This is a genomic window from Mesorhizobium sp. B264B1B, assembly GCF_020165765.1.
In the GTDB taxonomy this organism is placed as follows: domain Bacteria; phylum Pseudomonadota; class Alphaproteobacteria; order Rhizobiales; family Rhizobiaceae; genus Mesorhizobium.
The window spans coordinates 371550-392172 of sequence record NZ_JAIUIS010000006.1 but is presented as its reverse complement, the minus strand read 5'-3'; the positions used below and the strand labels follow the sequence as shown (position 1 = coordinate 392172).

Here is a 20623-nt window from a genome sequence, read left to right as displayed (position 1 = left end):
AGGAAGCCGCCGAAGATGTTGACCGACACCAGCATCAGCGCGACGAAGCCGAAGCCCGCGGCGACGCCCGAGGCGGCAATGCCGACGGCAAGCAGCGCGCCGACGACGATGACCGAGGAGATGGCGTTGGTGACGGCCATCAGCGGCGTGTGCAGCGCAGGCGTCACCGACCAGACGACGTAATAGCCGACGAAGATCGCCAGCACGAAGATGGCCAGGCGGAAGACGAAGGGATCGATGGCGCCGCCCGACAGCGCGTGTGCGGCGTCGCCGGCCGCCTCAGCGCCTCCGGGAGCATTTGCCAGGTTCTGCACCGCCAGCCGGACGGCAGCACTTGCCTGGTCGAGTTGGTCGAGGGCTTTCTGCAAGGTCTGGTCCATCACGCGGTCCCTTTCGGCTTGGGCGAGGGCGACTTTGGCGAGGGCGACTTTGGCAGCGAGGGCTTGGATGCGGCGGCTTGCTTGGACGCGGCTTTCCTAGGCGCGGCTTGCTTGGGCGCCGAAGCATCGGCGACCATTGTGCTGGCCGGTATCGCGGGCGGTTCGATATATTGGCCCTTTGGCGGCTGCTGGTCGGCCTTGGCGAAGGCCGGATGGACGATCTTGCCGCCGTCGGTCAGCATGGTCGCCTTGACCAGATCGTCGTCGCGGTTGATCGCAAGCTGCTTGGTGCCCTTGTCGACCAGCGTCTCGAGGAAAGCAAAAAGGTTCCTGGCGTAGAGCAGCGAAGCGGAGGCCGCGACGCGGCCCGGCACGTTGAGGTAGCCGACGATCTTGACGCCGTTGGCCGTCGTCACGATCCTGCCTGCTTCGGCGCCCTCGACATTGCCGCCGCGCTCCACCGCAAGATCGACGATCACCGAACCGGGCTTCATCGAGGCGACCATGTCAGCCGACACCAGCCTCGGCGCCGGGCGGCCGGGGATCAGCGCCGTGGTGATGACGATGTCCTGCTTGGCGATGTGCTCGGCGGTCAGCGCCGCCTGCTTGGCCTGGTAATCCTTGGACATCTCCTTGGCGTAGCCGCCGGCGGTCTCGGCCGCCTTGAACTCTTCGTCCTCGACGGCGAGGAACTTTGCGCCAAGCGAGGCGACCTGTTCCTTGGCGGCGGGGCGCACATCGGTCGCGGTGACGACCGCGCCGAGCCGGCGCGCTGTGGCGATCGCCTGCAGGCCGGCAACGCCGACGCCCATGATGAACACCTTGGCGGCAGGAACAGTGCCGGCCGCCGTCATCATCATCGGCAGCGCGCGATCGTATTCGGCAGCGCCGTCGATCACCGCCTGGTAGCCGGCAAGGTTAGCCTGCGAGGACAAGACGTCCATCGACTGGGCGCGCGTGATGCGCGGCATGAATTCCATCGCAAAGGCCGTCACCCCGGCCTTGGCCAGCGCCGCGACGGCGGCATCGTTGCCATAGGGATCCATGATGGCGATGACCGCAGCGCCTGACTTGTAGCTTTTCAGCTCCGCATCGGTCGGCCGGCGCACCTTCAGAATCACATCCGCACGGGCCGCATCGGATGCGGAACCAATGGTGGCACCGGCCTTCGCGTAGTCTTCGTCGGCGATGCGGGACAGTGTGCCCGCTCCGCTCTCAACCACCAAGTCAAAGCCAAGGGCGGCTATGCGCTTCACCGTATCGGGCGACGCCGCGACACGGGGTTCGCCCGAGCCGCCCTCGGCGGGAATGAAGATGATCTGGCTCACGCTTGGCTACCCCTCCCCGGCACGCGGCGCATCTGCGCGCCTGCCGTATCGTTCACATCTTACTACAATCCACAAAATGGGCAATTTGTCCACATATCTGATTGAGGGTACTTGTCCGACAGTTGCCGATGCCATATCGATGGCCAAACGGCGGTTCTGGAGATGTAAATGTCCAAGATCAATGGTGCGAAGCGGCTACGCTCGCGCGAGTGGTTCGACAATCCGGACAATCCCGGCATGACGGCGCTCTACCTCGAACGCTATCTGAACTATGGGCTGACCCGCGAAGAACTGCAGTCCGGAAAGCCGCTTATCGGCATCGCCCAGACGGGCTCGGACCTGTCACCTTGCAACCGGCATCATATCGAGCTCGCCAAGCGCGTGCGCGACGGCATTGTGGCCGCCGGCGGGGTGCCGTTGGAATTCCCGGTCCACCCGATCCAGGAGACAGGCAAGCGGCCCACCGCCGCGCTCGACCGCAACCTCGCCTATCTCGCTCTCGTCGAGTTGCTTTATGGCTATCCGCTGGATGGCGTCGTGCTGACCATCGGCTGCGACAAGACCACCCCGGCGCTGCTGATGGCCGCGGCCACCGTCAACATTCCAGCCATAGCGCTGTCCGTCGGCCCGATGCTGAACGGCTGGCACAAGGGCGAACGCACCGGCTCCGGCACGGTCGTGTGGAAGTCACGCGAAAGGCTGGCGGCAGGAGAGATCGACTACGACCAGTTCATGGACATCGTCGCTTCATCGGCGCCGTCCGTCGGCTACTGCAACACGATGGGCACGGCGACGACGATGAACTCGCTGGCCGAGGCGCTCGGCATGCAGTTGCCGGGCTCCGCCGCCATTCCAGCACCCTATCGCGAGCGCGGCCAGATCGCCTACCAAACCGGCAAGCGCATCGTCGACATGGTGCGCGAGGACTTGAAACCCTCCGACATCATGACGCGGGAAGCCTTCGAGAACGCCATCGTCGTCAATTCTGCCATCGGCGGCTCGACCAATGCGCCGATCCACCTCAACGCCATCGCGCGGCATCTCGGCGTGTCGCTGACCGTCGATGACTGGCAGAAGGTCGGTCACCACGTTCCGCTGATCGTAAATCTCCAGCCGGCCGGTGAATATCTCGGCGAGGACTATCATCATGCGGGCGGTGTGCCGGCCGTGGTGGCAGAGCTGATGAAGGCCGGCTTGCTGCCGCATCCTGGAGCCATGACCGTCAACGGCCGCACGATCGGCGACAATTGCGCCGCGGCGGAGAATCTCGACGGCAAGGTCATCCGTACCGTGGCCAATCCGCTCAGGAAGGAAGCCGGCTTCATCAACCTGAAAGGCAATCTGTTCGATTCCGCAATCATGAAGACGTCGGTCATCTCGCCGGAGTTTCGCGACCGCTATCTGTCAAATCCGCGAGACCCCGATGCCTTCGAGGGCGTCGCCGTCGTCTTCGACGGTCCGGAAGACTACCACCGTCGCATTGAGGATCCGTCACTCGGCCTGAACGAGAATACCATCCTGTTCATGCGCGGAGCCGGCCCTGTCGGTTATCCGGGCGGCGCCGAAGTCGTGAACATGCAGCCGCCGGCCTACCTGCTGAAGGCGGGCATCCACTCGCTGCCCTGCATCGGCGATGGCCGTCAGTCCGGCACTTCCGGCTCTCCATCGATCCTCAACGCCTCGCCCGAGGCGGCCGTCGGTGGTGGCCTTGCGCTGCTGCGTACGGGTGACCGGGTACGCATCGACCTGCGCAAGGGGACCGCCGACATCCTCGTGTCGGACGACGAGATCAAGCGCCGTCGCGTCGACCTGCAAAACAAGGGCGGCTATGCATATCCGAAGCATCAGACACCCTGGCAGGAGATCCAGCGGTCAATGGTTGACCAGTTGTCCGAGGGAATGGTTCTGAAGCCGGCGGTGAAGTACCAGAACATCGCCGTCACCAGCGGCCTGCCGCGCGACAATCATTAGAACAGTTCCTACTCTGCGTTCAAGATCGGTGCTCGATTGGCGAAGAACTGTGACTGATCTGGAATTAGGGCCTGAAGATGCGCTATGATTTGTATTCACGCGGGCGACGGAACTCCGGATCCGGTGCCGGCTTCTGCTCTGGGGTTTGACCGGAATGGCTTATCCCTTCACCGCGGCGATCCGCGGCTTGGATGACTGGATCGCGGGACCGGCCTCCCTGCTGGATGAACTTGCGCGCGTCACATCCGGCAGCCGCGTGGTCGCGCGGGTCGCGGACGATGGGAGCGCGCTTGAAATCGAGCCGGCGACCAGCCGAAAGCCGTCAGCACCCCTGTTGATACCGATTTCTCCAGACACGCAGGCGCCGGCCGCATTGCGCACCGCGGTGAATGGAAAGGCGGTCCATCTCGGCATCCCGGCGAGCTGGGTGATCGCGCGCCGGATCGAACTGCCGATGGAGGCTGCCAGCCACGTCGAAGGCATCGTTACGTCGCGGATGGGCGCGCTTTCGCCATTGCCTGCTTCCGATATCTATTTCGGCCACCGGGTCCTCGGGATCAGCCGTGAGGCGCGGCAGATCACCGTCGCCGTCGCAATCGTTCCGAGGTCGCGTGTCGCTGCTGCCTTGGCCTGCCTGAACGTGGCCGAGGCCCGCCAGGTCGTGATCTCGGCGCCGTTTCCGGAAGGCGATGCCGTGGAAGTATTGACACAGCGGCAACGGGTCACCGGCACGCGTGGCCGGATAAAGTTTGTCCTTGCCGGAGTTCTGGGCGTAAGCCTAGTCGCTGCAGTCACGGCTCCGGCGGTGCGGCCGATGATCCAGAACAACTATGCCGAGCGCCGCGCCGCCGTCGAGATCCGGGCCGAGAAGGCGCGCCAGGCAATCGCGCTGGCGGCGACTCCGGACAAGGCTGAAACAGCGCCTGAGCAGGAGGCGCTGAATATCAAGGACGACGCGATAAGCGCGCTGGGAGCATTGGACGACCTGGCTCAGGTTTTGCCGACGCATTCCTATGCCATTGAGGTGTCCTTCGCCAATGGCCGCATGCGTCTCTCGGGCCGGACCAAGGACGTGCCCGAAGTACTGACCGCGCTGGAATCGTCGGGTCGCTTCGAAGACAGCAAGCTGGTCGGATCGGCCCTGCGCGGCGAGGATGGCGTTACCTCGGAGTTCGAGGTCGATACCCGCCCGCTCATCCGCACGGGAGGTTCGCTGCGATGAGGACGACACCCCTGTGGCGCGACACGCGGCTTCAATCCCTGGTCGTCATGGCCCTGCTGGTCGTCGGAGCTCTTGTACTCGTCGCCGATACGCTGCTGTCCTGGCGCGCGGAGGCGGGCGCGCTGGCGCTCTATGAGGAACGTACCGCCTTGCTCGAAAGCAAGGCGTCCACTTCCCCGGTTCCCCAAGGCGCGAACCAGGCTCTGGATCCCGGCGAGGGCAAGATTCTTCTCGATGCCCAAACCAGTGGGCTCGTCTCGGCCGAATTCCAGAGTCTGCTCTCCAACCGCGTTGAACGCGTGGGTGCCGTTATCCGGCGCGTCGATGTTCCCACAGACGGTGAGGTCGCCGATATAAGCGATCCTCAGTTGGAGTCTTTGGAACGCATTCGTTTAACTGCCGATATCGAGGTTATGGAGCAATCGCTGCCCGATCTCATGTACGCCATCGAGGCAAGCTCGCCCGTCATGGTCGTTGATAGCTTCAGGCTTCGGTTGAACCGAAACGTCGATCTGGGGGGGAATCAGACCTCGGGTTCCATGGATCGGCCGCTGTCGCTGAACGTCACGCTGTCGGCCTTCCGGGAGAAGGGACCCCAGTCATGATGACCATGCTGGGCGCGACAATGATGCTCGCCGCCATCGCGGCCTCTTCGAGCCTGTCCTTCGGCGCAGAAAAGCTATCGGTCAGGGAACGCCAGGTGAGCGACTATGCGGCGCTTCGGGATCGGCCCCTGTTCTCGCCGGACCGGACTGCCCCGATCGCGTTCGGTGCCCCCGAGCCGGAACTTATTGTCGTGCAGCCTGAGCCGGAACCCGAGCCCCCGCCTGCCGCGGCGCCCGAGTGGCAATTGGTTGGCATCGTGCGGTCGGAAAGGCTCAACAGCGCGACCTTCACCACCCCGGCCGAAATGGCGGCCTTCACGCTGCGCACGGGGGAAAGCCGGGAAGGTTGGACCCTGAAGGAAGTCGGCCAGTTCGAAGTCAAGCTCGATGGAGCGGGAGGACGCGCCTCGCTGCGGTTTTCGGATGAGGCAAGCGGTGAACAAATGTTGCCACCGGAGGAGCCGGTGCCCACGCCTTCAGGGGGTTGATCCAAATGGAGTGGTTGCACATTCCGAGCCTCCGGCAGGGATTAATGGAGCGAGTTTCTTTCACAGACAGCTATCAGGAACGAACGTCTCCAGTAGAGGCGTACAGTTAGGAAATTTGGCCTCCATGGTCTCCACGGCATTCGCATACAAGGCTTTGAATGGCGAGGGTCGTCTCGAACTCGGGCGGATCGATGCGTCCGATTCCGACGATGCCGTCCAGAAGCTCGGGGCGCGCGGGCTGATCCCGGTAAGTGTCGAACCGAGGCAGTCTGCATCGCGCGCACCGCTGTTTTCGACCCGAATACCGGCGTCGCAGGTCACGCGGCTGCTCTCCGACCTGTCGATCATGCTGAATGCGGGGATCCGGATCGACGAAGCGCTGGCGATCATGGAAAAGGAATTCGACAGCGGCAGGCTTCAGCCCGTGGTTGCCGGCATTCGCACCGACCTGGCGTCGGGCACCTCGTTCTCCAGAGCGCTGGAAGCCTGGCCCGCTCTGTTCCCGGCGTTCCAGGTCGCCATGGTTCGTGTCGCGGAGACCTCCGGCAAGTTACCCACCCTCCTGTCGCGCATCGTGCAGGAGCGCCAGCATTTCGAGGCATTGCGGGCCAAAGTCAGCGAGGCGCTGCGGTATCCGGCAGTCCTGTTTGCCGGCACGATCTGCGTACTGGTCTTCTTCCTGGTGGGGGTCGTTCCTCAGTTCGAACCGATGCTCATGCAGAGCGGCAAGAAGGACACGCTGATGGTGGTGATGTTCGCGGTCTCGAATTTCCTGCGCGCTTATGGGCTGGTCCTTTTGCTTGCGGCTTCGATACTCGTATTGCTGGGGTTCGTGGCGGCGCGGCGGGGCCTTCTCTGGGCATGGCTTTGGGGTTTCGCCAAGAAACTTCCGCTTTTGTCGGAGATACCGGGGAGCTATCGGACGGGGCGCTTCGCCCGTCTCCTGGGCATCATGGTCGAGACCGGGGTGGCGGTTCCTGTGGCTTTCAAGCTCATCAGCGATACCGTCGACCACGGCGAGGCCGCGCGGGCACGCGCGCAGCAGGCGTCCGACGCGCTGAGGCAGGGGAATAGGCTTGGCCATGCGCTTGAGATTCTTCAGCTTCCCCCGCTGGCGGTGCGCATGTTGAGGCTCGGCGAGCAAAGTGGCGAACTCGCAGGGCTGGCCTATCGTGTCGCCGACTTCTATGAAGTACGGCTGGAGCGTTCGCTGTCCCGTATCGTCGGGCTTGTCGGCCCTGCGGCAGTGGCAACCATCAGTATCTTGATCGGTGGTATGATCGTGTCGATCATGTCCACCCTCATGTCCTTCAACGACATGGTCCGCTAGGAGGCTGTTTGCATGAGCGTTCATTTCGCAGTTGGTCCCTATCTCATGCAGCGCAAGCGTGCCCGGCGCCGCGAGGCAGGCTTTACGCTGATCGAGATGCTGGTCGTGCTGGCCATCATCGGCCTGATCTCGGCGCTCGTCGGTCCTCGTGTTCTCGCGCAGTTGTCCGACTCGCGCGTGCGTGCGGCGAAGCTTCAGATCGAGGCGTTTTCCAGCGCGCTCGACATCTTCTACATCGATGTCGGCCGTTATCCGGTGCAGGCCGAGGGGCTGGGAGCGCTGGTGCGCAAGCCCTCGACCATCCAGGTCTGGAACGGGCCATACGTTCGCGGCGAGACCGTTCCGCTCGATCCGTGGGGTCATGAATACAGATACGCAAGCGACGGAAAGACGTTCAACATCACCACCGACGGGCCCGGTGGGCGCGGCTCCAATGTGTCCGCCCAGCCCTAAGGGCAACAGCAACCGCAAAAGGACGCAACGCGGTGTCGTGCTGCTCGACGTGGTCGCGGCGCTTGCGATCGTCGCTCTCGCGGCCTTCGTGCTGATGCCGCGCCCGCGTTCCAGCATCGGGGCTGCCGAGCTTTCTGGCGAGGCGGTTCGCGTCAGCGGGGAGTTCCGCAAGGGCAGAGCGAAGGCGCTGACCACGGGCAGCGTCGCCGACGTGAGGGTCGATCCGGGAAACAAACGCATCCAGGTGGATGGCGCCAATCCGATCTCGATCAGGGATGGGGTGGCCATGAACTGGGTCACGTCGGACCGGTGTCCCATACGAGGCGGAAGCAGAGCCTTGCGCTTCCTTGCCGACGGACGGTCGTGTGGGGGCGTCATGACACTGTCCGCCAGCGGCCGGGAGATCGAACTGCGCGTCGACTGGTTGACCGGCCGCGTGGAAATGAGGCCGAAATGACAGGACGGCGCAGACGCGGCTTCACGCTGATCGAGGTTCTGGCCTCGCTTGCCGTCGCCGTGCTGCTGATCGTTCCGATCGCGCGCATGATCACGGGCACCGCAGGTGCGTTCGCGGGTCTGGAACGATCGACCGAACGCCGTGTCGGCATGCAGGCTGCCATGGCGGCGGCGATGACCCTTAGCCCGTTGCGAACGGGCCGGCGCGTGATCGGAGGCTTCACGGTCATCGTGGAACCGTACCGCTTCGAACGCGGCACTGCCCTGGCTCGCGCCGGATGGCAGCTTTACTCCGTCACCGTTCGCAGCACCGACGGATCGGATGACGACGCGATGCAGACCGTGCGCCTCGGCAAGCGGCAATGACAAGGAAACGCAGCGCTCGGGCCGGCTTCACGCTGATCGAGGCATTGGCTTCGCTGGTGCTTGCGACGATGCTGTTTGGCGGGCTGGCACTCTACACCGGAACCTGGCTGCGCCAATGGCAGGGGATAATCGCCAGAGGCGGGCAGGAGGACACGGTGGCGGTGATTCTCGACCGGATGGTCGAGGATCTGGAGGCGGCGCAGCCCGGCTATTCCAACCCGGAGGGAGCCGCTGCGATCCGCTTCACCGGCCATGCCGACGAGGTCACCTTCGAGCGCCCGGCGCTCGGCTACGAGCCGCGTGCGGGACTTGATGACATCACCTATTCGATGGGTCGGGCCGGAGCCGACGAGGCCCTCATTCGTGCCCGCCGCGATCACAGGATGGGCGAGGGCGGGGAGGATCTTCCGCTGGTGCGAGGCGATCTGAAGCTTTCGTTCAGCTATGCCGGGCCGGACGGCGCGCTCAGCCCCGAATGGACAAGCACCAACCGCATGCCGTCACTCGTCCGTATCGAGATATCCGGCAGTTCTCCGCGTCCCTGGCGGCAATGGGCCTATGCGCGGTTACGCGTCGAGCTGCCCGCGCGTTGCGGCGCGGCCGAAGCGCTCGCGCCGTGTCTGCAGCGCTACGGCATCGGCTTCTGAACTCCGCAGGGCTGTACGATTGGCGCCGATAACAGGCTTGCAAAACAGCGTGGCATGCAGACGGCGCAAGGCTGCCGCTGGCTATCGACATTCGCGGGCTCTGTCGCAAATCGTTCTTTTGTTTTCGCGTCGCTGATCAGGCTGCCAGGATCTCGAACTGCTCGGCGATCGAGGGAGATGGATTGTAGGCAAACCTCGCCTGCTGTCTGCGCATCATGTGAACCATCTCCATGCCAGTGAGAATAACCTCGGCGGTCGCATTCACTTGAAGCCGAACATGGAGTGGATGCGGCGCTTGACGCGTCGATGGTTCTGTTCGATCCAATTATTGAGGTACTTGCTGTTGCGGATGTGAATCGGCTTCGGTGAACGTCGCGGGCGGTCCCGCAGACGGCTTTCAGCATCGCAGGAAATGACCGCCTCGCGGTTGGTTTGGCTGCCGTCGATGACAATGCGTTCCGGCCTGCCGTAACCCAGCGGCGACCGAAGGTCGTCTCGATTTCCTGCAATGCCTTGCTCGCCCGGTTGCGTCAACGCGACCTGCTGCGAGGCTTTGAGGAGCGAGCCATGCTCGCCCAGCGCGAGTAGGAGCCGCAACTGTTTCAGGTGGATCCTGGAAACGATCGAGTGGAGCGGTGGGGCCATGCCTGGGTTGAGTAAACGTTATACCGAGATCACATCTTCTCAGTTGTCGCGCGAGCGAATGCTGCAATACTCCGGCCGGCCAAGTCTCTGCGGCGATCACGATTAATGAGTTTCGCTGTTCAGGCCCAGATCCAAACAATCCCGAATGCGCTGGCCCGAATGCGCTGGTCTAAAAATATCAGGAGGAGAACGTAATGACAGTCAGCCGACGCTCATTGTTGAAGGCCGGCGCCGGAATCGCCGCCGCAGGGGTGGCCAGCAGCATATTGCAGCCGAGCATTGCCAATGCCGCGGACCCGCGCGTAGCCGATATCGTCGTTGTGGGTTGCGGCTCGGCGGGCCTCGGGGCCGCAGTCGCCGCCGCAGAGGCGGGCGCGTCGGTTATTGTCCTCGAGGCGCAACCGCACATCGGGGGACGTGGCATCGTCAGCTCAGGCAACATTCCCCTGGGAGGCGGAACCCCTGCCCAGATGGCGGCCGGCATCGCGGACTCGCCAGACCTCCTGTATCGCGACCTTACCGACTGGTCCATCGTCCAGGCGAACGGCTTTCCGAGCTACCGCTATAACGATCGCGAGCTGATCCGGGCATTTGCCGACGTCAACGTCGACCTTTACAACTTTCTGGTCCGCCATGGCGTCGTGTGGACGACATCCAGGCCCGACAATGTCGGCGGCAATGAGGTCGGCAACTCGGTGAACCGTATGATGCATACGGCGATCATGAACTACGTCTCGGTCCGGACCGGCTTGCCGGTAGCCGCGAGCCAACAGCGGACGACGTCTCAAGGGCCCGGCTTCATATATCCGCTGGAGGCCGCGGCAAAGGCGCGTGGCGTGAAGATCCTGCTGAATTACCGTTTGGAGTCACTGCTGCGGACGAAAGCGGGCGTGGTCGGGGTCGTAGCCTCCAATCAGGGCCGCCTCGTTAACATTCAGGCACGCAAGGGCGTAGTGATTGCGAGTGGCGGCGGAAACGGCAATGTGGAATACCGCCGACAGTTCGACCCACGGCTCACCGCGGAGTACTGCGGCGTCGCTGGCGAGCCCTATTCCTTCCAGGACGCCAGCGGCATACTCGCAGGGCTGAATGTCGGCGCGTCGCTCGCGGGCACGTACAACCAGACTGGAGAGTTCGGCACTAACATCACCAAGCCAACCGCCATCGGAACGCGGTACAACTACTCGTTCCTGCAGTGGGGGCCCAATAGCCCTGTCTTCCACCTTGCGAAAGCTTCGGGACTAGCCAACGTCAACAACCAGAACGTTATCCATGTAAACATGATCGGGAGGCGGTTCTACGACGAAACGGGAGGTCAATTCGGGACGAACAGCGCTGGCTCGGTCAACCCGTACACTCAGGGCAGCTACCTGAACGCCAAGAACATCACATACAACCCGCAAAACTGGATCAACGCCGCTCTGGCTGGAATCGGCGACGGCCACAACGGCGGTGGCCCGATCTGGGCCATCTTCGATGCAGATGCCGTGGCCCGCCAGAGATGGAATGTGGCGCCGCCCTTCGTCGATCCCGATGGATTCTTCTTCCAGGCAAACACGCTGGAGGAACTCGCACAGAAGATCGTCATGCCGCATCAGCGGGTTCCGATGCCGGCAAGCAACCTGGTCGAAACGGTGACGCGGTACAACAGCTTTGTTGACGCGGGTGCCGACGCCGACTTCGGCAAACCGACACCCCAATACAAGATCCAACGGGGCCCCTTCTATGCCGCCTGGTCGACGCCGGTGATCCACGACGCCCGGTCCGGCCTGCGCATCAACGGCTCAAGCCAGGTCCTCGACTATGCCTCTCAGGTGATTCCCGGCCTCTACGCCGCCGGCGAAGCTGCTGGCGGATTCAGTCAGCACGGGAACGGTCGAGCTCTCTCTCAGGGCATCATCGCAGGAAGGCACGCAGCCTCCAGTTCGTATTAGCAGGACTACAGCTCTCAACAATAGTCCCGCCAGGCCTCTCGGTCCGGCGGGACTACCTGTTCCTCGGACCCGAGGCCAGTGATTCCAGCACCGGCGGCATGAAGAACTTGGCCATGCGCGCGACACAGGCCTGCGCGATGCGCTGGCCGGTGGCCACCGGGCCGGTGAAGCTGATCGCGTTGACGCGTTTGTCGTCCAGCAGCACCTGGCCCACTTCGGAGCCGCGGCCCATCACCAGGTTGAACACCCCGCTGGCAGGCCCGCGCGGTGCAGGATGTCGGCGATGGCCCAGGCGCTGCCGTATACGAGATCGGCGGGCTTGAGCACCACGGCGTTGCCGCAGGCCAAGGCCGGGGCGATCTTCCAGGCGGGGATCGCGATGGGGAAGTTCCAGGGCGTGATCAGGCCCACGACGCCTACGGGCTCGCGGGTGACTTCCACGCCGACGCCGGGCGTACGGAAGGCACCACGTCGCCGCCGACACGCAGCGCTTCGCCGGCAAAGAACTTGAAGATGTTGCCGGCCCGTGCCACCTCGCCGATGGCCTCGGGCAGGGTCTTGCCTCCCTCGCGGGCGAGCAGGTCGCCCAGTTCGGCCTTGCGCGCCAGGATCCCGGCGCCGGCGGCGTCGAGGATGTCGAAGCGCTGCTGCGGGGTGGACAGGCCCCAGGCGGACTGGGCCTGGGTGGCTGCGGCGATGGCCTGCCTGGCTTGGGCCGCCTCGGCTTGCGCGAACTCGCCAATGACGTCGCGCGTGTCCGAGGGGTTGATGTTGCGCGAGACGCGAGGGCCTTCGACCCACTCGCCGCCGATCAGGTTGTTGAACATAGTGTGCTTGCTTCCTAAAGGCTGGCTTCGAGCATCGCTTCGTAACCGGTGTCGGATGCCACGCGCGGGTTGGTCAGGTGACTGTGGTCCTTCAAGGCGCCCGGACGATGTCGGGGAACATCGCGCGCCACGCCCAGTTGGGCCAAGCCCGTCGGCAAGCCGAGCCGCTCGGTCATGGCGCGCACGGACGGCCCCCCTCGGCCCCGCTGGCCAGGTCCATCGCCTTGCCCATGCGGCACCCTGGCGGATACAGCGCTGACCGGCGCGGTCGCGCCGACCTGATGCTCAGGACTGGCGATGGACCAATTCGTCGATCAGCAGTTTGGCGGCGGGCGGAACCCACGCCCCCTTGCGGGTGACGAGCTCATAGGCCTCGCTTCGCGACGCCAGGGCCAGCGGCAGGATGCGCGTCATCTGCCGGTGCGCGAAGAACTGCGCGACTTCGATCGACACCAGGGCCACGAAGGACGGGTTGGCCTGCAGCAGCGCCAGCGTCGCAAAAGCGGAGGTCGTCTCGAGCAGGTGCTGCGGGAACCGGATCCCGCAATCGCGGTATTCGCGTTCGAGCAAGAGCCGCATCGGCATGTTCGCGCGGTATACCACCCATCGGTATGGCGCCAGCTCCTGCAGGGTGAGCTTCTTCGCGTGCCGGAGCGGATGGCCGACGTTCGCGATCACCGCGAGCGTTTCATCCTGGAGCTTCACGCTGTCGTAGACCTGCGGCGCCTGGCTGATGGTCGTGCGGCAGATCGCCAGGTCGAGCCGGCCGGCTTCGAGCTGGGCCAGCAGGGCGGCGCTGGTGTCCTCGACGATCTCGACGGACAAGTCGGCCTGCCGCGCAACGAGCGCGGAGATGGCATCGGTGAGCAGCGGCACCGCGCCCATGATGACGCCGGCCGCCACCCGCCCGCCCTGGCCACGCATGATTCCGACGATCTCGTCGCGCAGGTGCGCGAGATCCGTCTGGATCAGGCGCGCATAGCGGATCACGCAATGGCCGACGGCATTGGGCTCCAGGCCCCGGTTGGTGCGAACGAACAGCGGCGTGCCGAAGGTCGTCTCGATTTCCTGCAATGCCTTGCTCGCGCCCGGTTGCGTCAACGCGACCTGCTGCGAGGCCTTCAGGAGCGAGCCGTGCTCGCCCAGCGCGACCAGGAGCCGCAGCTGTTTCAGGTGGAGCCTGGAAATGATCGAGTGGAGCGGTGGGGTCATGCCTGGATTGCGTAAATGTTATATCGAGATCATATCGACCGCAAGCATTTCAAATGAAGATCATTGGCGGTTTCGCCACCGAACAGCGGGACCCGCGTGGGGCCAACCCAGCCGCTGTACCAACAGCGCGTCGGCGAACCAGGACCCGCCAGTGCGTGGAAGGCCTCGGCGCTCGACGGCCGCGAAGGTGCCGATCGTCGTTCCGACAGTGCCGTGGGTCGCAGCAAGATGCGTAAGCTCGTCTGCCAAGTCGGCCGCCGTCTCGTCATCCCGGGCAAGCCCCAGGGCATCGAGAACTCCGACGACGCTCGCCTCGTCAGAAGATCCTCCGCGGGCCGAGTTGCCAGCCAGCGCCAAGCCAATTCGGCCGGCGGGACCGACGTCGTCTCCAGGTCGCGTCAGCAGAACGGCATCACGAAGTGCCGCTTCATCGTCTACACCCCCCATCTGCCGCGCCGTTACCGCCGCCGCAGAAAGTTTTTTGACGAAAACTGCTCGTTTTTCAACCTCTTCCGACCAAGGTTGACCACGTTTGATCAGCATATTCGGTCAAAAACCAGTCAAAATAATTCTAACCAAGCCAAAACGGTGGGAATTCGCCCACCAAGATGACAAACGATTGGGCTTGCTGGATGGATTCATGATATTTGTGGCAGATCGCTCGCGTGATTCAGGCGAGCGCGTTTGCGGCACCGTGCGGAGATACAAACGTGGCAAGGAATGTCCGAAAATCAGCGGTGGAGGACATGGCGCCCTCGGCGTCCGCCGGGTCATGGGAAGACGATGGCGGGCGCGGACGGGTCGACTTGATTCCGGCCAAGCGTCATGCCTTCATCCTCGAATGCCTTAAACGGCAAGGAGCCGTAGGCGTTCAGGAGCTCATCGATCTCATCGGCGCATCGCCTTCGACGATCCGGCGCGATCTCGAGACGCTTGAACGGCAGGGAGCACTGGAGCGAACGCATGGCGGGGCGATGCTTCAGCGCACGGAACTCGCCACCTTCGAGCCGGATCTCGCCACCGCGGCGCATTTCGCCAGGGCAGAGAAAGAGGCCATCGGTGCCGCCATGATGTCGGAACTCCGCGCCGGCCAAAGCGTCATTTTCGACGCAAGCACGACCGTGCTGGAAGTCGCCCGCGCCATCGCCGCGACGCCTATTCCGCTTACCGCCGTTACCAACAGTCTTGCGATCGCGCAGATACTTGCAGCCGTGCCGGAAGTACGTCTCGTCATGCTTGGCGGCACCTGCAAGCCGGGCTCACTGACCCTGGTCGGCCAGCCCGGCGAGAATTTCCTGCGAACCATCCACGCCGATGTGGCCATTCTTGGGACCCATGCCATCACCGGAGACATGCTCACGGAGACCTCGCTAGAGGTTGCGGCGATGAAGCAGGCGATGATCGCGGCGGCGCGCCGTGTCGTCGTGCTTGCGGACAATTCGAAGTTCACTGCCCCCAATTTCTGCACCATCTGCCGTCTGGCCGATATCCACCAGATCATTACCGACGAGGGCATCGATCAGGCTCACCTCACCAATCTTCGGACGCTCGATGTGAACGTCCGCGTCGTGCGCGTCAGCCGTCCAGGTTCTTCAGTTGAGCGCTCTTGAGATTGCGGATATTCGGGTCGTAGCCGACGACCTGACCGGCGCCCTGGATAGCGCGGTTTCCTTCGCCTCGCCTGGCTACGGCATCGGGGTGAGCTGGCAACTGGACCGTGCGTTTTCGGGGCGTATGGCTGTCGATGCGGCCACGCGAGAGGGCGCCGAGGCGACGGCCGTCGCCAGGCACCGGGCGCTCGCGCCATGGCTCGCCGCCGGACAATTGAGTTTCAAGAAGATCGACAGCCTTTTGCGCGGTCACGTCATCGCCGAAATAGAAGCCTGCATCGTCGAGGGGACGTACCAGCGCGTTGTGCTGGCGCCTGCTTTCCCGTTTCAGGGGCGTGTTACGCGCGCCGGGCGCCAATGGCGGCTCGATCGGCCTGAAATGGTTGGTCCCGACCTCCTCGCCGACCTCGGCCAGCGCTTTTCGGTCGGGCGTTCAACACCGAGGGCACGACCGGTCCATTTCATCACCCTCTACGATGCCGAAACGGACACGGACCTGGACAAGATCGTCGCAACGGCCGGAATGCCGGAGGCACGGATCTTGTGGGTCGGCACAGGCGGCCTGGCGGCGGCACTCGCCCGGCACATGAAAGCACAGCAGAAGCCTGCTCTTGCGTTATCCGGGCCGTTCCTTGGCCTTGTCGGCACAAATCACGAGGTCACAGCGGGACAGGTGGCCCTCTTTGCCGCCCGGCATGCGGATGCGCATATCGTTATCGAACGCGACATCGACAAAGCGAGAAAGCGCTTGGCGGAGCGGATGATGCAAGGCGCGCCATCAATTGTCAGCGTCGCTGCATCGGGTGATCGCCACGCGGTGGCGGATCATATCGGCAAGGTGTTTGCCTCGCTTCTCGAAGATTTGCCGAAGCCCGGCACGTTGCTCGTCACTGGCGGCGAAACATTGCGGTCGGTGTGCGACAGCCTAGGCGCCGTCGAACTCACGGTCGAAAGCGAGATCGAGCCGGGGCTGCCGGTTTCCGTCATCAAAGGCGGCGTTTTCGAGGGGCTGGCCACGATTTCGAAATCGGGCGCGTTCGGCGACAGCGCCCTGCTCTGCAGGCTTGCCGCTCTCGCGCGTTCCTGATCAGGACGATCGCCGGCGAAGACGCGGCACATCCGCCTTGCCGGTCAAATAGCGTCAAAAAACACTGCGAAGCCGGGTGCGGTCGAGATTTCAGCCCGCAGAGGGAGAGGCGTAGTCCGATCAGCCGTGAAATTTGATTGCGAATGATCGCGAAAGAAAACTATTGCGCATATCTGGCCAGAAGGATTAGAAGATGATCACAATTGACCGATATGGGGTGTTTATGTCTGGTCCAAGGCTCGGCATCACAATGGGTGATCCCGCGGGCATCGGCCCCGAGATCATCGCGAAGGCATGCGCACGGCTGAAACCGCGCCTTGCCGAGGGGTCACTGTCGCTTCTCATCATCGGCAGCGTCACCGCGATGCGCGCGATGGAGTCCATTTCAGGACGTATCGAGCGGGAAGAACCGTCGGCTTCGCCCAACGGACATTTTCCGCCCGTGGCCATTCTTGAGGCCGGACCAGAGCGGACACCCATAGAGACAGGCGTCATGTCGGCCGAAGGCGGGCGCCTTGCCTACCTGGCCATCGAAAAGGCTGTTCGCCTGGCCCAGGCCGGCTCGATAGCAGGCATCGTTACGGCCCCTCTCAACAAGGAAGCACTCAACCTGGCCGGCTATCACTATGCCGGCCATACCGACATGCTGGCGGAGCTGACAGGCGCACGCGATTCCGTGATGATGCTTGCCCATGGCGATTTTCGCGTCAGCCATGTCTCGACCCATGTGGCGCTGGCTCAGGTTCCGTCGAAACTGACCGAACCTCGTTTGCGCCGGGTTATCGAGTTGACTGTCGAGGCATTGCAGAGCCTCGGCATTGCCCATCCGCGCATTGCGATTGCCGCGCTCAACCCGCACGCTGGCGAAGGCGGCATTTTCGGTCGTGAGGACATCGACATCACGACCCCGGTCGTCGCCTCTTACACATCGCCCGATTTCGCCGTGGTTGGACCTGTTCCGGGCGACACGGTCTTCGTCAAGCTACGTGCCCGTCAGTATGATGCGGTGGTCGCGATGTATCACGATCAGGGCCATGTTCCGGTGAAGCTGCTCGGCTTCAATGTCGATCCCGCGACCGGTGAATGGAAAGCGCTCTCCGGTGTCAATGTGACGCTCGGCCTTCCGATCATTCGTACCTCCGTCGACCACGGCACGGCCTTCGACATCGCCGGCAAGGGCATCGCCAACGAGGACAGCCTGGTCGAGGCGATCGAGTTCGCCGTTCAGATGGCCGCGGCAAAATCCAAACCTTAGGCACCGGCACGCCTGCAACGCACGAAGAAGCGGATCGAATCATGGCTGTAGAGAAGTCCCATCTCATGCTGATCGACGGCAGATTTGTCACCGGCGAAGCCGGCACGCGCCCGGTGATCAACCCGGCCAACGGCAAGGTTTTTGTCGACGTGCCCGAGGCAAGTCCGGATCAGGCTCGCCAGGCGATAGAGGCAGCCCGTAAGGCGCAGAAAGCCTGGGGGCTCAAATCACCCCTCGCCCGTGCGGCGATCATGAAGCGGATCGCGGTGTTGATCCGGCAGAACACCCGACATCTGGCCGAGGTGGTCGTCAGGGAACAAGGCAAGCCGATCAATGAGGCCATGGGTGAAGTGGGCGGTGCGGCCGAGTTCTTCGACTACTACGCCGAGTTTGCCCGCCGCATTCAAGGTGAGATCCTGCCATCCGACTACGCGGGAGAGCAGGTCTGGATCCAGCGCGTACCCGTAGGCGTCGTCGCCGCCATCATTCCCTGGAATTATCCGAGCGCCCTGGTCAGCCGAAAGGTGGCGCCCGCCATGATCGCCGGCGACACCATCGTCCTCAAACCGCATGAAGACACGCCGCTTTCGGCGCTCGAAATGGCTCGCATCTTTGTGGAAGCGGGCGTGCCGGACGGCGTCGTCAACATCATAACAGGACGAGGCGAAACCATAGGCGAGGTGCTGTGCACGGAACCCGGCGTCGACCTCATCACCATGACCGGAAGCGTGCCGACCGGCAAGCGCATCATGGCGAATGCTTCGCGCCACCTGACGCCCGTTTCGCTGGAGCTTGGCGGCAAGGCGCCCTTCATCGTCCTGGCCGATGCCGATCTCGACCTGGCGGTACGGTCGGCGGCCACTTCGCGCTACATGAATTGCGGGCAGGTCTGCATATGCAACGAACGCACGCTCGTTCACCGTTCGATTTACGATCAGTTCGTCACGCGCTTCGTGGAGTTCTCGAAGTCGCTGGTCGTCGGTGACCCGATGCAGGCGAATACCGATATCGGTCCCAAAGTCAGCCGTGAGGAATTGGAAAAGGTCGAGGTGGTCCTGGCGGAAGCCGTCGCGGGCGGCGCGAAGCTGGCGCTGGCCGGCGGACGCCCGGCCAAGGCGCCGATCGACGGCGGCTACTGGCTCAATCCGACCGTATTGACCGACGTGACGCCCGACATGCCGATCATGACGCGGGAAATCTTCGGCCCGGTCGTGCCGATCATGCCCTTCGACACCTTCGAGGAGGCAGTCAGCATCGCCAATACCAGTCGCTATGGCCTGTCGGCCTATCTTTTCACCAACGATCTTGGTCGCGTCATGAACGCCGTCAACGAGGTTTCGTTTGGCGAAATCTATGTGAACCGGATCGGGCCAGAAATGCTGCAGGGCTTCCATGTCGGCTTCCGCGAGAGCGGATTGGGCGGTGACGACGGCGTACACGGGCTCGAGAGCTACATGCGCAAGAAGACGGTCTACGTGAATTACTCGGGTGCCGCCACGGCGGCATTGATGCCTTACGGGCGCTGAACAGCGCCCAGCCAGTACGACCAGCCAGGTCGCTACCCGGCCGCAATGGCCGTTTCATCTCATCGGGAGGAATAAAATGCACTATCGTAGATTCATGGCGGCGGCTTTGGCCGTGGCACTATCAGGACTGGCCGCATCTTCGGCGATCGCCGACGACACCATTCCACCGGAAGCAAAGGCGTTGCTTGAGCCGTTGCCTCTATCGCCGAGAGGCCAACCCGTTCCGGGCTTCCCGGACGGTCCACCGGCGGTGTCGCCAGACGTGCTGAAATTCTCCGATGCCGACCTTGCAAAGCTGAAGGCCGGAAAGTTCACCGCCGGGCTGGTGATGCACACGATGGATGCCGGCTGGCCTCAATTGCAGGTGGCCGGGATCTCGAACACGCTCAAGGATTTTGGCATCGAGGTTGTCGGAACCACCGACGCCAAGTTCCAGCCCGGCCAGCAGATCAGTGATCTCGAGCAGATGATCGCACGCAAGCCGGATGTGATCTTCTCGATCCCGATCGATCCGAAGTCCGAATCCGAAGCCTACAAGAAGGCGGCGGCAGCCGGCATCAAGCTGGTTTTCATGGACAACGTTCCGGTCGATATGGCGCCGGGCAAGGACTATGTGTCCGTTGTCGCTTCCGACAATGAGAAGAACGCCTATTTCGCCGCGCAGGAACTTGTCGGGGCCATTGGCGGCAAGGGCGAGGTCGGCATCATCACGCTGGTCTATGACTATTACTACTCTGTCGCGGCCCGCAAGGTCGGCGCACTCAAGGCATTCGGCGAACACCCCGACATCAAGGTCGCGGACGTCGGTACCTTCACCGCGCCTGAGAAGGCCTACGAGGTCGCCACAGCCATGTTGACGGCGCATCCCGACATGAAGGGCATTTTCGTTGCCTGGGACACGCCCGCGCAGCAGGTCGTGGCAGCGACCAAGACACTCGGCCGCGACATCGTCATCACCACGAATGACATTGCCGCAGACAGCGCGCTGAACGTTGCACGTGGCGAGTTTCTGGCCGTGGGTGCGCAACGCCCCTATGACCAGGGCGTCGCGGAGGCCAAGGCGGCCGCGCTTGCTCTGCTTGGACATGACGTCCCGCCGTATATTTCGGTACCGACGTTGCGCGTCAAGAAGCTCGACCTTCTCAGTGCCCTCAAGCAGGTCACCAAGGAAGATGCGCCGGCTTCGGTGGTGAAAATCTGCAACGGCGAGTGCTTCTAGAGCAGTTCACCGTTTCACGGAAACGGCGAACCGCTCTATCTCTTTGTTTTTGCGCAATTCCG

20 protein-coding genes and 2 pseudogenes are annotated in these 20623 nt (G+C 63.3%); 15 read left to right on the top strand and 7 right to left on the bottom strand.

What is annotated here, in order from left to right; all coding sequences use genetic code 11:
• Together LB547_RS15600 and LB547_RS15595 are read right to left on the bottom strand one after the other, a co-directional pair.
• The coding region (locus LB547_RS15600) for a proton-translocating transhydrogenase family protein (RefSeq protein ID WP_224655880.1) at window positions 1–380 on the bottom strand (380 nt) is incomplete at its 3' end.
• The gene (locus LB547_RS15595; protein WP_224655879.1) at window positions 380–1708 is read right to left on the bottom strand and encodes a Re/Si-specific NAD(P)(+) transhydrogenase subunit alpha; all 1329 of its coding nucleotides are present in this window, start codon (window positions 1706–1708) and stop codon (window positions 380–382) included. The genes LB547_RS15600 and LB547_RS15595, both read right to left, overlap by 1 nt.
• Window positions 1709–1876: 168 nt before the next feature.
• Between LB547_RS15595 and LB547_RS15590 the strand changes: the two genes are divergently transcribed.
• The 9 genes from LB547_RS15590 (at window position 1877) to LB547_RS15550 (ending at window position 9246) form a co-directional block, all read left to right on the top strand.
• Complete coding sequence (locus LB547_RS15590; RefSeq protein ID WP_140560836.1) at window positions 1877–3679, top strand: IlvD/Edd family dehydratase; 1803 nt, start codon at window positions 1877–1879, stop codon at window positions 3677–3679.
• 373 nt (window positions 3680–4052) lie between these two features.
• Entirely contained in the window at window positions 4053–4901 is an 849-nt protein-coding gene (locus LB547_RS15585) for a PilN domain-containing protein (protein ID WP_140764039.1), read from the top strand.
• Entirely contained in the window at window positions 4898–5506 is a 609-nt protein-coding gene (gspM, locus tag LB547_RS15580) for a type II secretion system protein GspM (protein WP_140629480.1), read from the top strand. The genes LB547_RS15585 and gspM overlap by 4 nt, the downstream gene beginning before the upstream one ends.
• Window positions 5503–5994: a hypothetical protein gene (locus LB547_RS15575; protein WP_140629482.1), complete on the top strand. Its 492-nt coding sequence runs from the start codon at window positions 5503–5505 to the stop codon at window positions 5992–5994. Before gspM ends, LB547_RS15575 begins: the two co-directional genes overlap by 4 nt.
• Before the next feature lie 10 nt (window positions 5995–6004).
• Window positions 6005–7324 carry a type II secretion system F family protein gene (locus LB547_RS15570; protein WP_181165436.1) on the top strand — a complete coding sequence of 440 codons (1320 nt, stop codon included), beginning with the start codon at window positions 6005–6007 and terminating at the stop codon, window positions 7322–7324.
• 12 nt (window positions 7325–7336) lie between these two features.
• The gene (gene gspG, locus LB547_RS15565; RefSeq protein WP_181169622.1) at window positions 7337–7777 is read left to right on the top strand and encodes a type II secretion system major pseudopilin GspG; all 441 of its coding nucleotides are present in this window, start codon (window positions 7337–7339) and stop codon (window positions 7775–7777) included.
• A 37-nt stretch (window positions 7778–7814) separates the two neighbouring features.
• Window positions 7815–8234: a hypothetical protein gene (locus LB547_RS15560; RefSeq protein ID WP_140496501.1), complete on the top strand. Its 420-nt coding sequence runs from the start codon at window positions 7815–7817 to the stop codon at window positions 8232–8234.
• Complete coding sequence (locus LB547_RS15555; protein ID WP_140496503.1) at window positions 8231–8599, top strand: type II secretion system protein J; 369 nt, start codon at window positions 8231–8233, stop codon at window positions 8597–8599. Before LB547_RS15560 ends, LB547_RS15555 begins: the two co-directional genes overlap by 4 nt.
• Window positions 8596–9246: a type II secretion system protein J gene (locus LB547_RS15550; RefSeq protein WP_140496507.1), complete on the top strand. Its 651-nt coding sequence runs from the start codon at window positions 8596–8598 to the stop codon at window positions 9244–9246. The genes LB547_RS15555 and LB547_RS15550 overlap by 4 nt, the downstream gene beginning before the upstream one ends.
• A gap of 136 nt (window positions 9247–9382) precedes the next feature.
• Here the strand turns inward: LB547_RS15550 and LB547_RS15545 are convergent.
• Window positions 9383–9717: pseudogene (locus tag LB547_RS15545) on the bottom strand (DDE-type integrase/transposase/recombinase); the annotation flags it as partial.
• 368 nt (window positions 9718–10085) lie between these two features.
• Here LB547_RS15545 and LB547_RS15540 point away from each other — a divergent pair.
• Window positions 10086–11825, top strand: a complete 1740-nt coding sequence (locus LB547_RS15540; protein WP_140557692.1) for an FAD-dependent oxidoreductase — start codon at window positions 10086–10088, stop codon at window positions 11823–11825.
• A gap of 103 nt (window positions 11826–11928) precedes the next feature.
• Here LB547_RS15540 and LB547_RS15535 read toward each other — a convergent pair.
• The 4 genes and pseudogenes from LB547_RS15535 to LB547_RS32635 all read right to left on the bottom strand — a co-directional run.
• Window positions 11929–12652, bottom strand: a pseudogene (locus LB547_RS15535) (aldehyde dehydrogenase family protein); the annotation flags it as partial.
• 14 nt (window positions 12653–12666) lie between these two features.
• Window positions 12667–12837, bottom strand: coding sequence for an iron-containing alcohol dehydrogenase (locus tag LB547_RS15530; protein ID WP_140557690.1), 171 nt, complete (start codon window positions 12835–12837; stop codon window positions 12667–12669).
• A 100-nt stretch (window positions 12838–12937) separates the two neighbouring features.
• A complete protein-coding gene (locus LB547_RS15525; protein ID WP_140496511.1) occupies window positions 12938–13864 on the bottom strand; it encodes a LysR family transcriptional regulator in 927 nt (308 codons plus the stop codon).
• Window positions 13865–13924: 60 nt separating this feature from the next.
• Window positions 13925–14407, bottom strand: coding sequence for a DUF1403 family protein (locus tag LB547_RS32635; protein WP_140670960.1), 483 nt, complete (start codon window positions 14405–14407; stop codon window positions 13925–13927).
• 167 nt (window positions 14408–14574) lie between these two features.
• Here LB547_RS32635 and LB547_RS15515 point away from each other — a divergent pair, with 167 nt between their 5' ends.
• The 5 genes from LB547_RS15515 (at window position 14575) to LB547_RS15495 (ending at window position 20561) form a co-directional block, all read left to right on the top strand.
• Window positions 14575–15474: a DeoR/GlpR family DNA-binding transcription regulator gene (locus LB547_RS15515; RefSeq protein WP_318012478.1), complete on the top strand. Its 900-nt coding sequence runs from the start codon at window positions 14575–14577 to the stop codon at window positions 15472–15474.
• The gene (locus tag LB547_RS15510) at window positions 15461–16561 is read left to right on the top strand and encodes a four-carbon acid sugar kinase family protein (RefSeq protein WP_140764042.1); all 1101 of its coding nucleotides are present in this window, start codon (window positions 15461–15463) and stop codon (window positions 16559–16561) included. Before LB547_RS15515 ends, LB547_RS15510 begins: the two co-directional genes overlap by 14 nt.
• 193 nt (window positions 16562–16754) lie before the next feature.
• Complete coding sequence (gene pdxA, locus LB547_RS15505; protein ID WP_411908972.1) at window positions 16755–17816, top strand: 4-hydroxythreonine-4-phosphate dehydrogenase PdxA; 1062 nt, start codon at window positions 16755–16757, stop codon at window positions 17814–17816.
• 41 nt (window positions 17817–17857) lie between these two features.
• Window positions 17858–19342, top strand: coding sequence for an aldehyde dehydrogenase (gene aldA, locus LB547_RS15500; RefSeq protein ID WP_140673981.1), 1485 nt, complete (start codon window positions 17858–17860; stop codon window positions 19340–19342).
• Window positions 19343–19418: 76 nt separating this feature from the next.
• Window positions 19419–20561, top strand: coding sequence for a substrate-binding domain-containing protein (locus LB547_RS15495; protein ID WP_140764045.1), 1143 nt, complete (start codon window positions 19419–19421; stop codon window positions 20559–20561).
• The last annotated feature ends 62 nt before the right edge of the window (window positions 20562–20623 follow it).

Bases quoted from the DNA above. Each gene is read 5' to 3' on its own strand.
- LB547_RS15590 (WP_140560836.1), top strand. From the start codon at position 1,877: ATGTCCAAGATCAATGGTGCGAAGCGGCTACGCTCGCGCGAGTGGTTC.
- gspM (WP_140629480.1), top strand. From the start codon at position 4,898: ATGAGGACGACACCCCTGTGGCGCGACACGCGGCTTCAATCCCTGGTC.
- LB547_RS15575 (WP_140629482.1), top strand. From the start codon at position 5,503: ATGATGACCATGCTGGGCGCGACAATGATGCTCGCCGCCATCGCGGCC.
- gspG (WP_181169622.1), top strand. From the start codon at position 7,337: ATGAGCGTTCATTTCGCAGTTGGTCCCTATCTCATGCAGCGCAAGCGT.
- LB547_RS15555 (WP_140496503.1), top strand. From the start codon at position 8,231: ATGACAGGACGGCGCAGACGCGGCTTCACGCTGATCGAGGTTCTGGCC.
- LB547_RS15550 (WP_140496507.1), top strand. From the start codon at position 8,596: ATGACAAGGAAACGCAGCGCTCGGGCCGGCTTCACGCTGATCGAGGCA.
- LB547_RS15540 (WP_140557692.1), top strand. From the start codon at position 10,086: ATGACAGTCAGCCGACGCTCATTGTTGAAGGCCGGCGCCGGAATCGCC.
- LB547_RS15525 (WP_140496511.1), bottom strand. From the start codon at position 13,864: ATGACCCCACCGCTCCACTCGATCATTTCCAGGCTCCACCTGAAACAG.
- LB547_RS32635 (WP_140670960.1), bottom strand. From the start codon at position 14,407: ATGCTGATCAAACGTGGTCAACCTTGGTCGGAAGAGGTTGAAAAACGA.
- pdxA (WP_411908972.1), top strand. From the start codon at position 16,755: ATGATCACAATTGACCGATATGGGGTGTTTATGTCTGGTCCAAGGCTC.
- aldA (WP_140673981.1), top strand. From the start codon at position 17,858: ATGGCTGTAGAGAAGTCCCATCTCATGCTGATCGACGGCAGATTTGTC.
- LB547_RS15495 (WP_140764045.1), top strand. From the start codon at position 19,419: ATGCACTATCGTAGATTCATGGCGGCGGCTTTGGCCGTGGCACTATCA.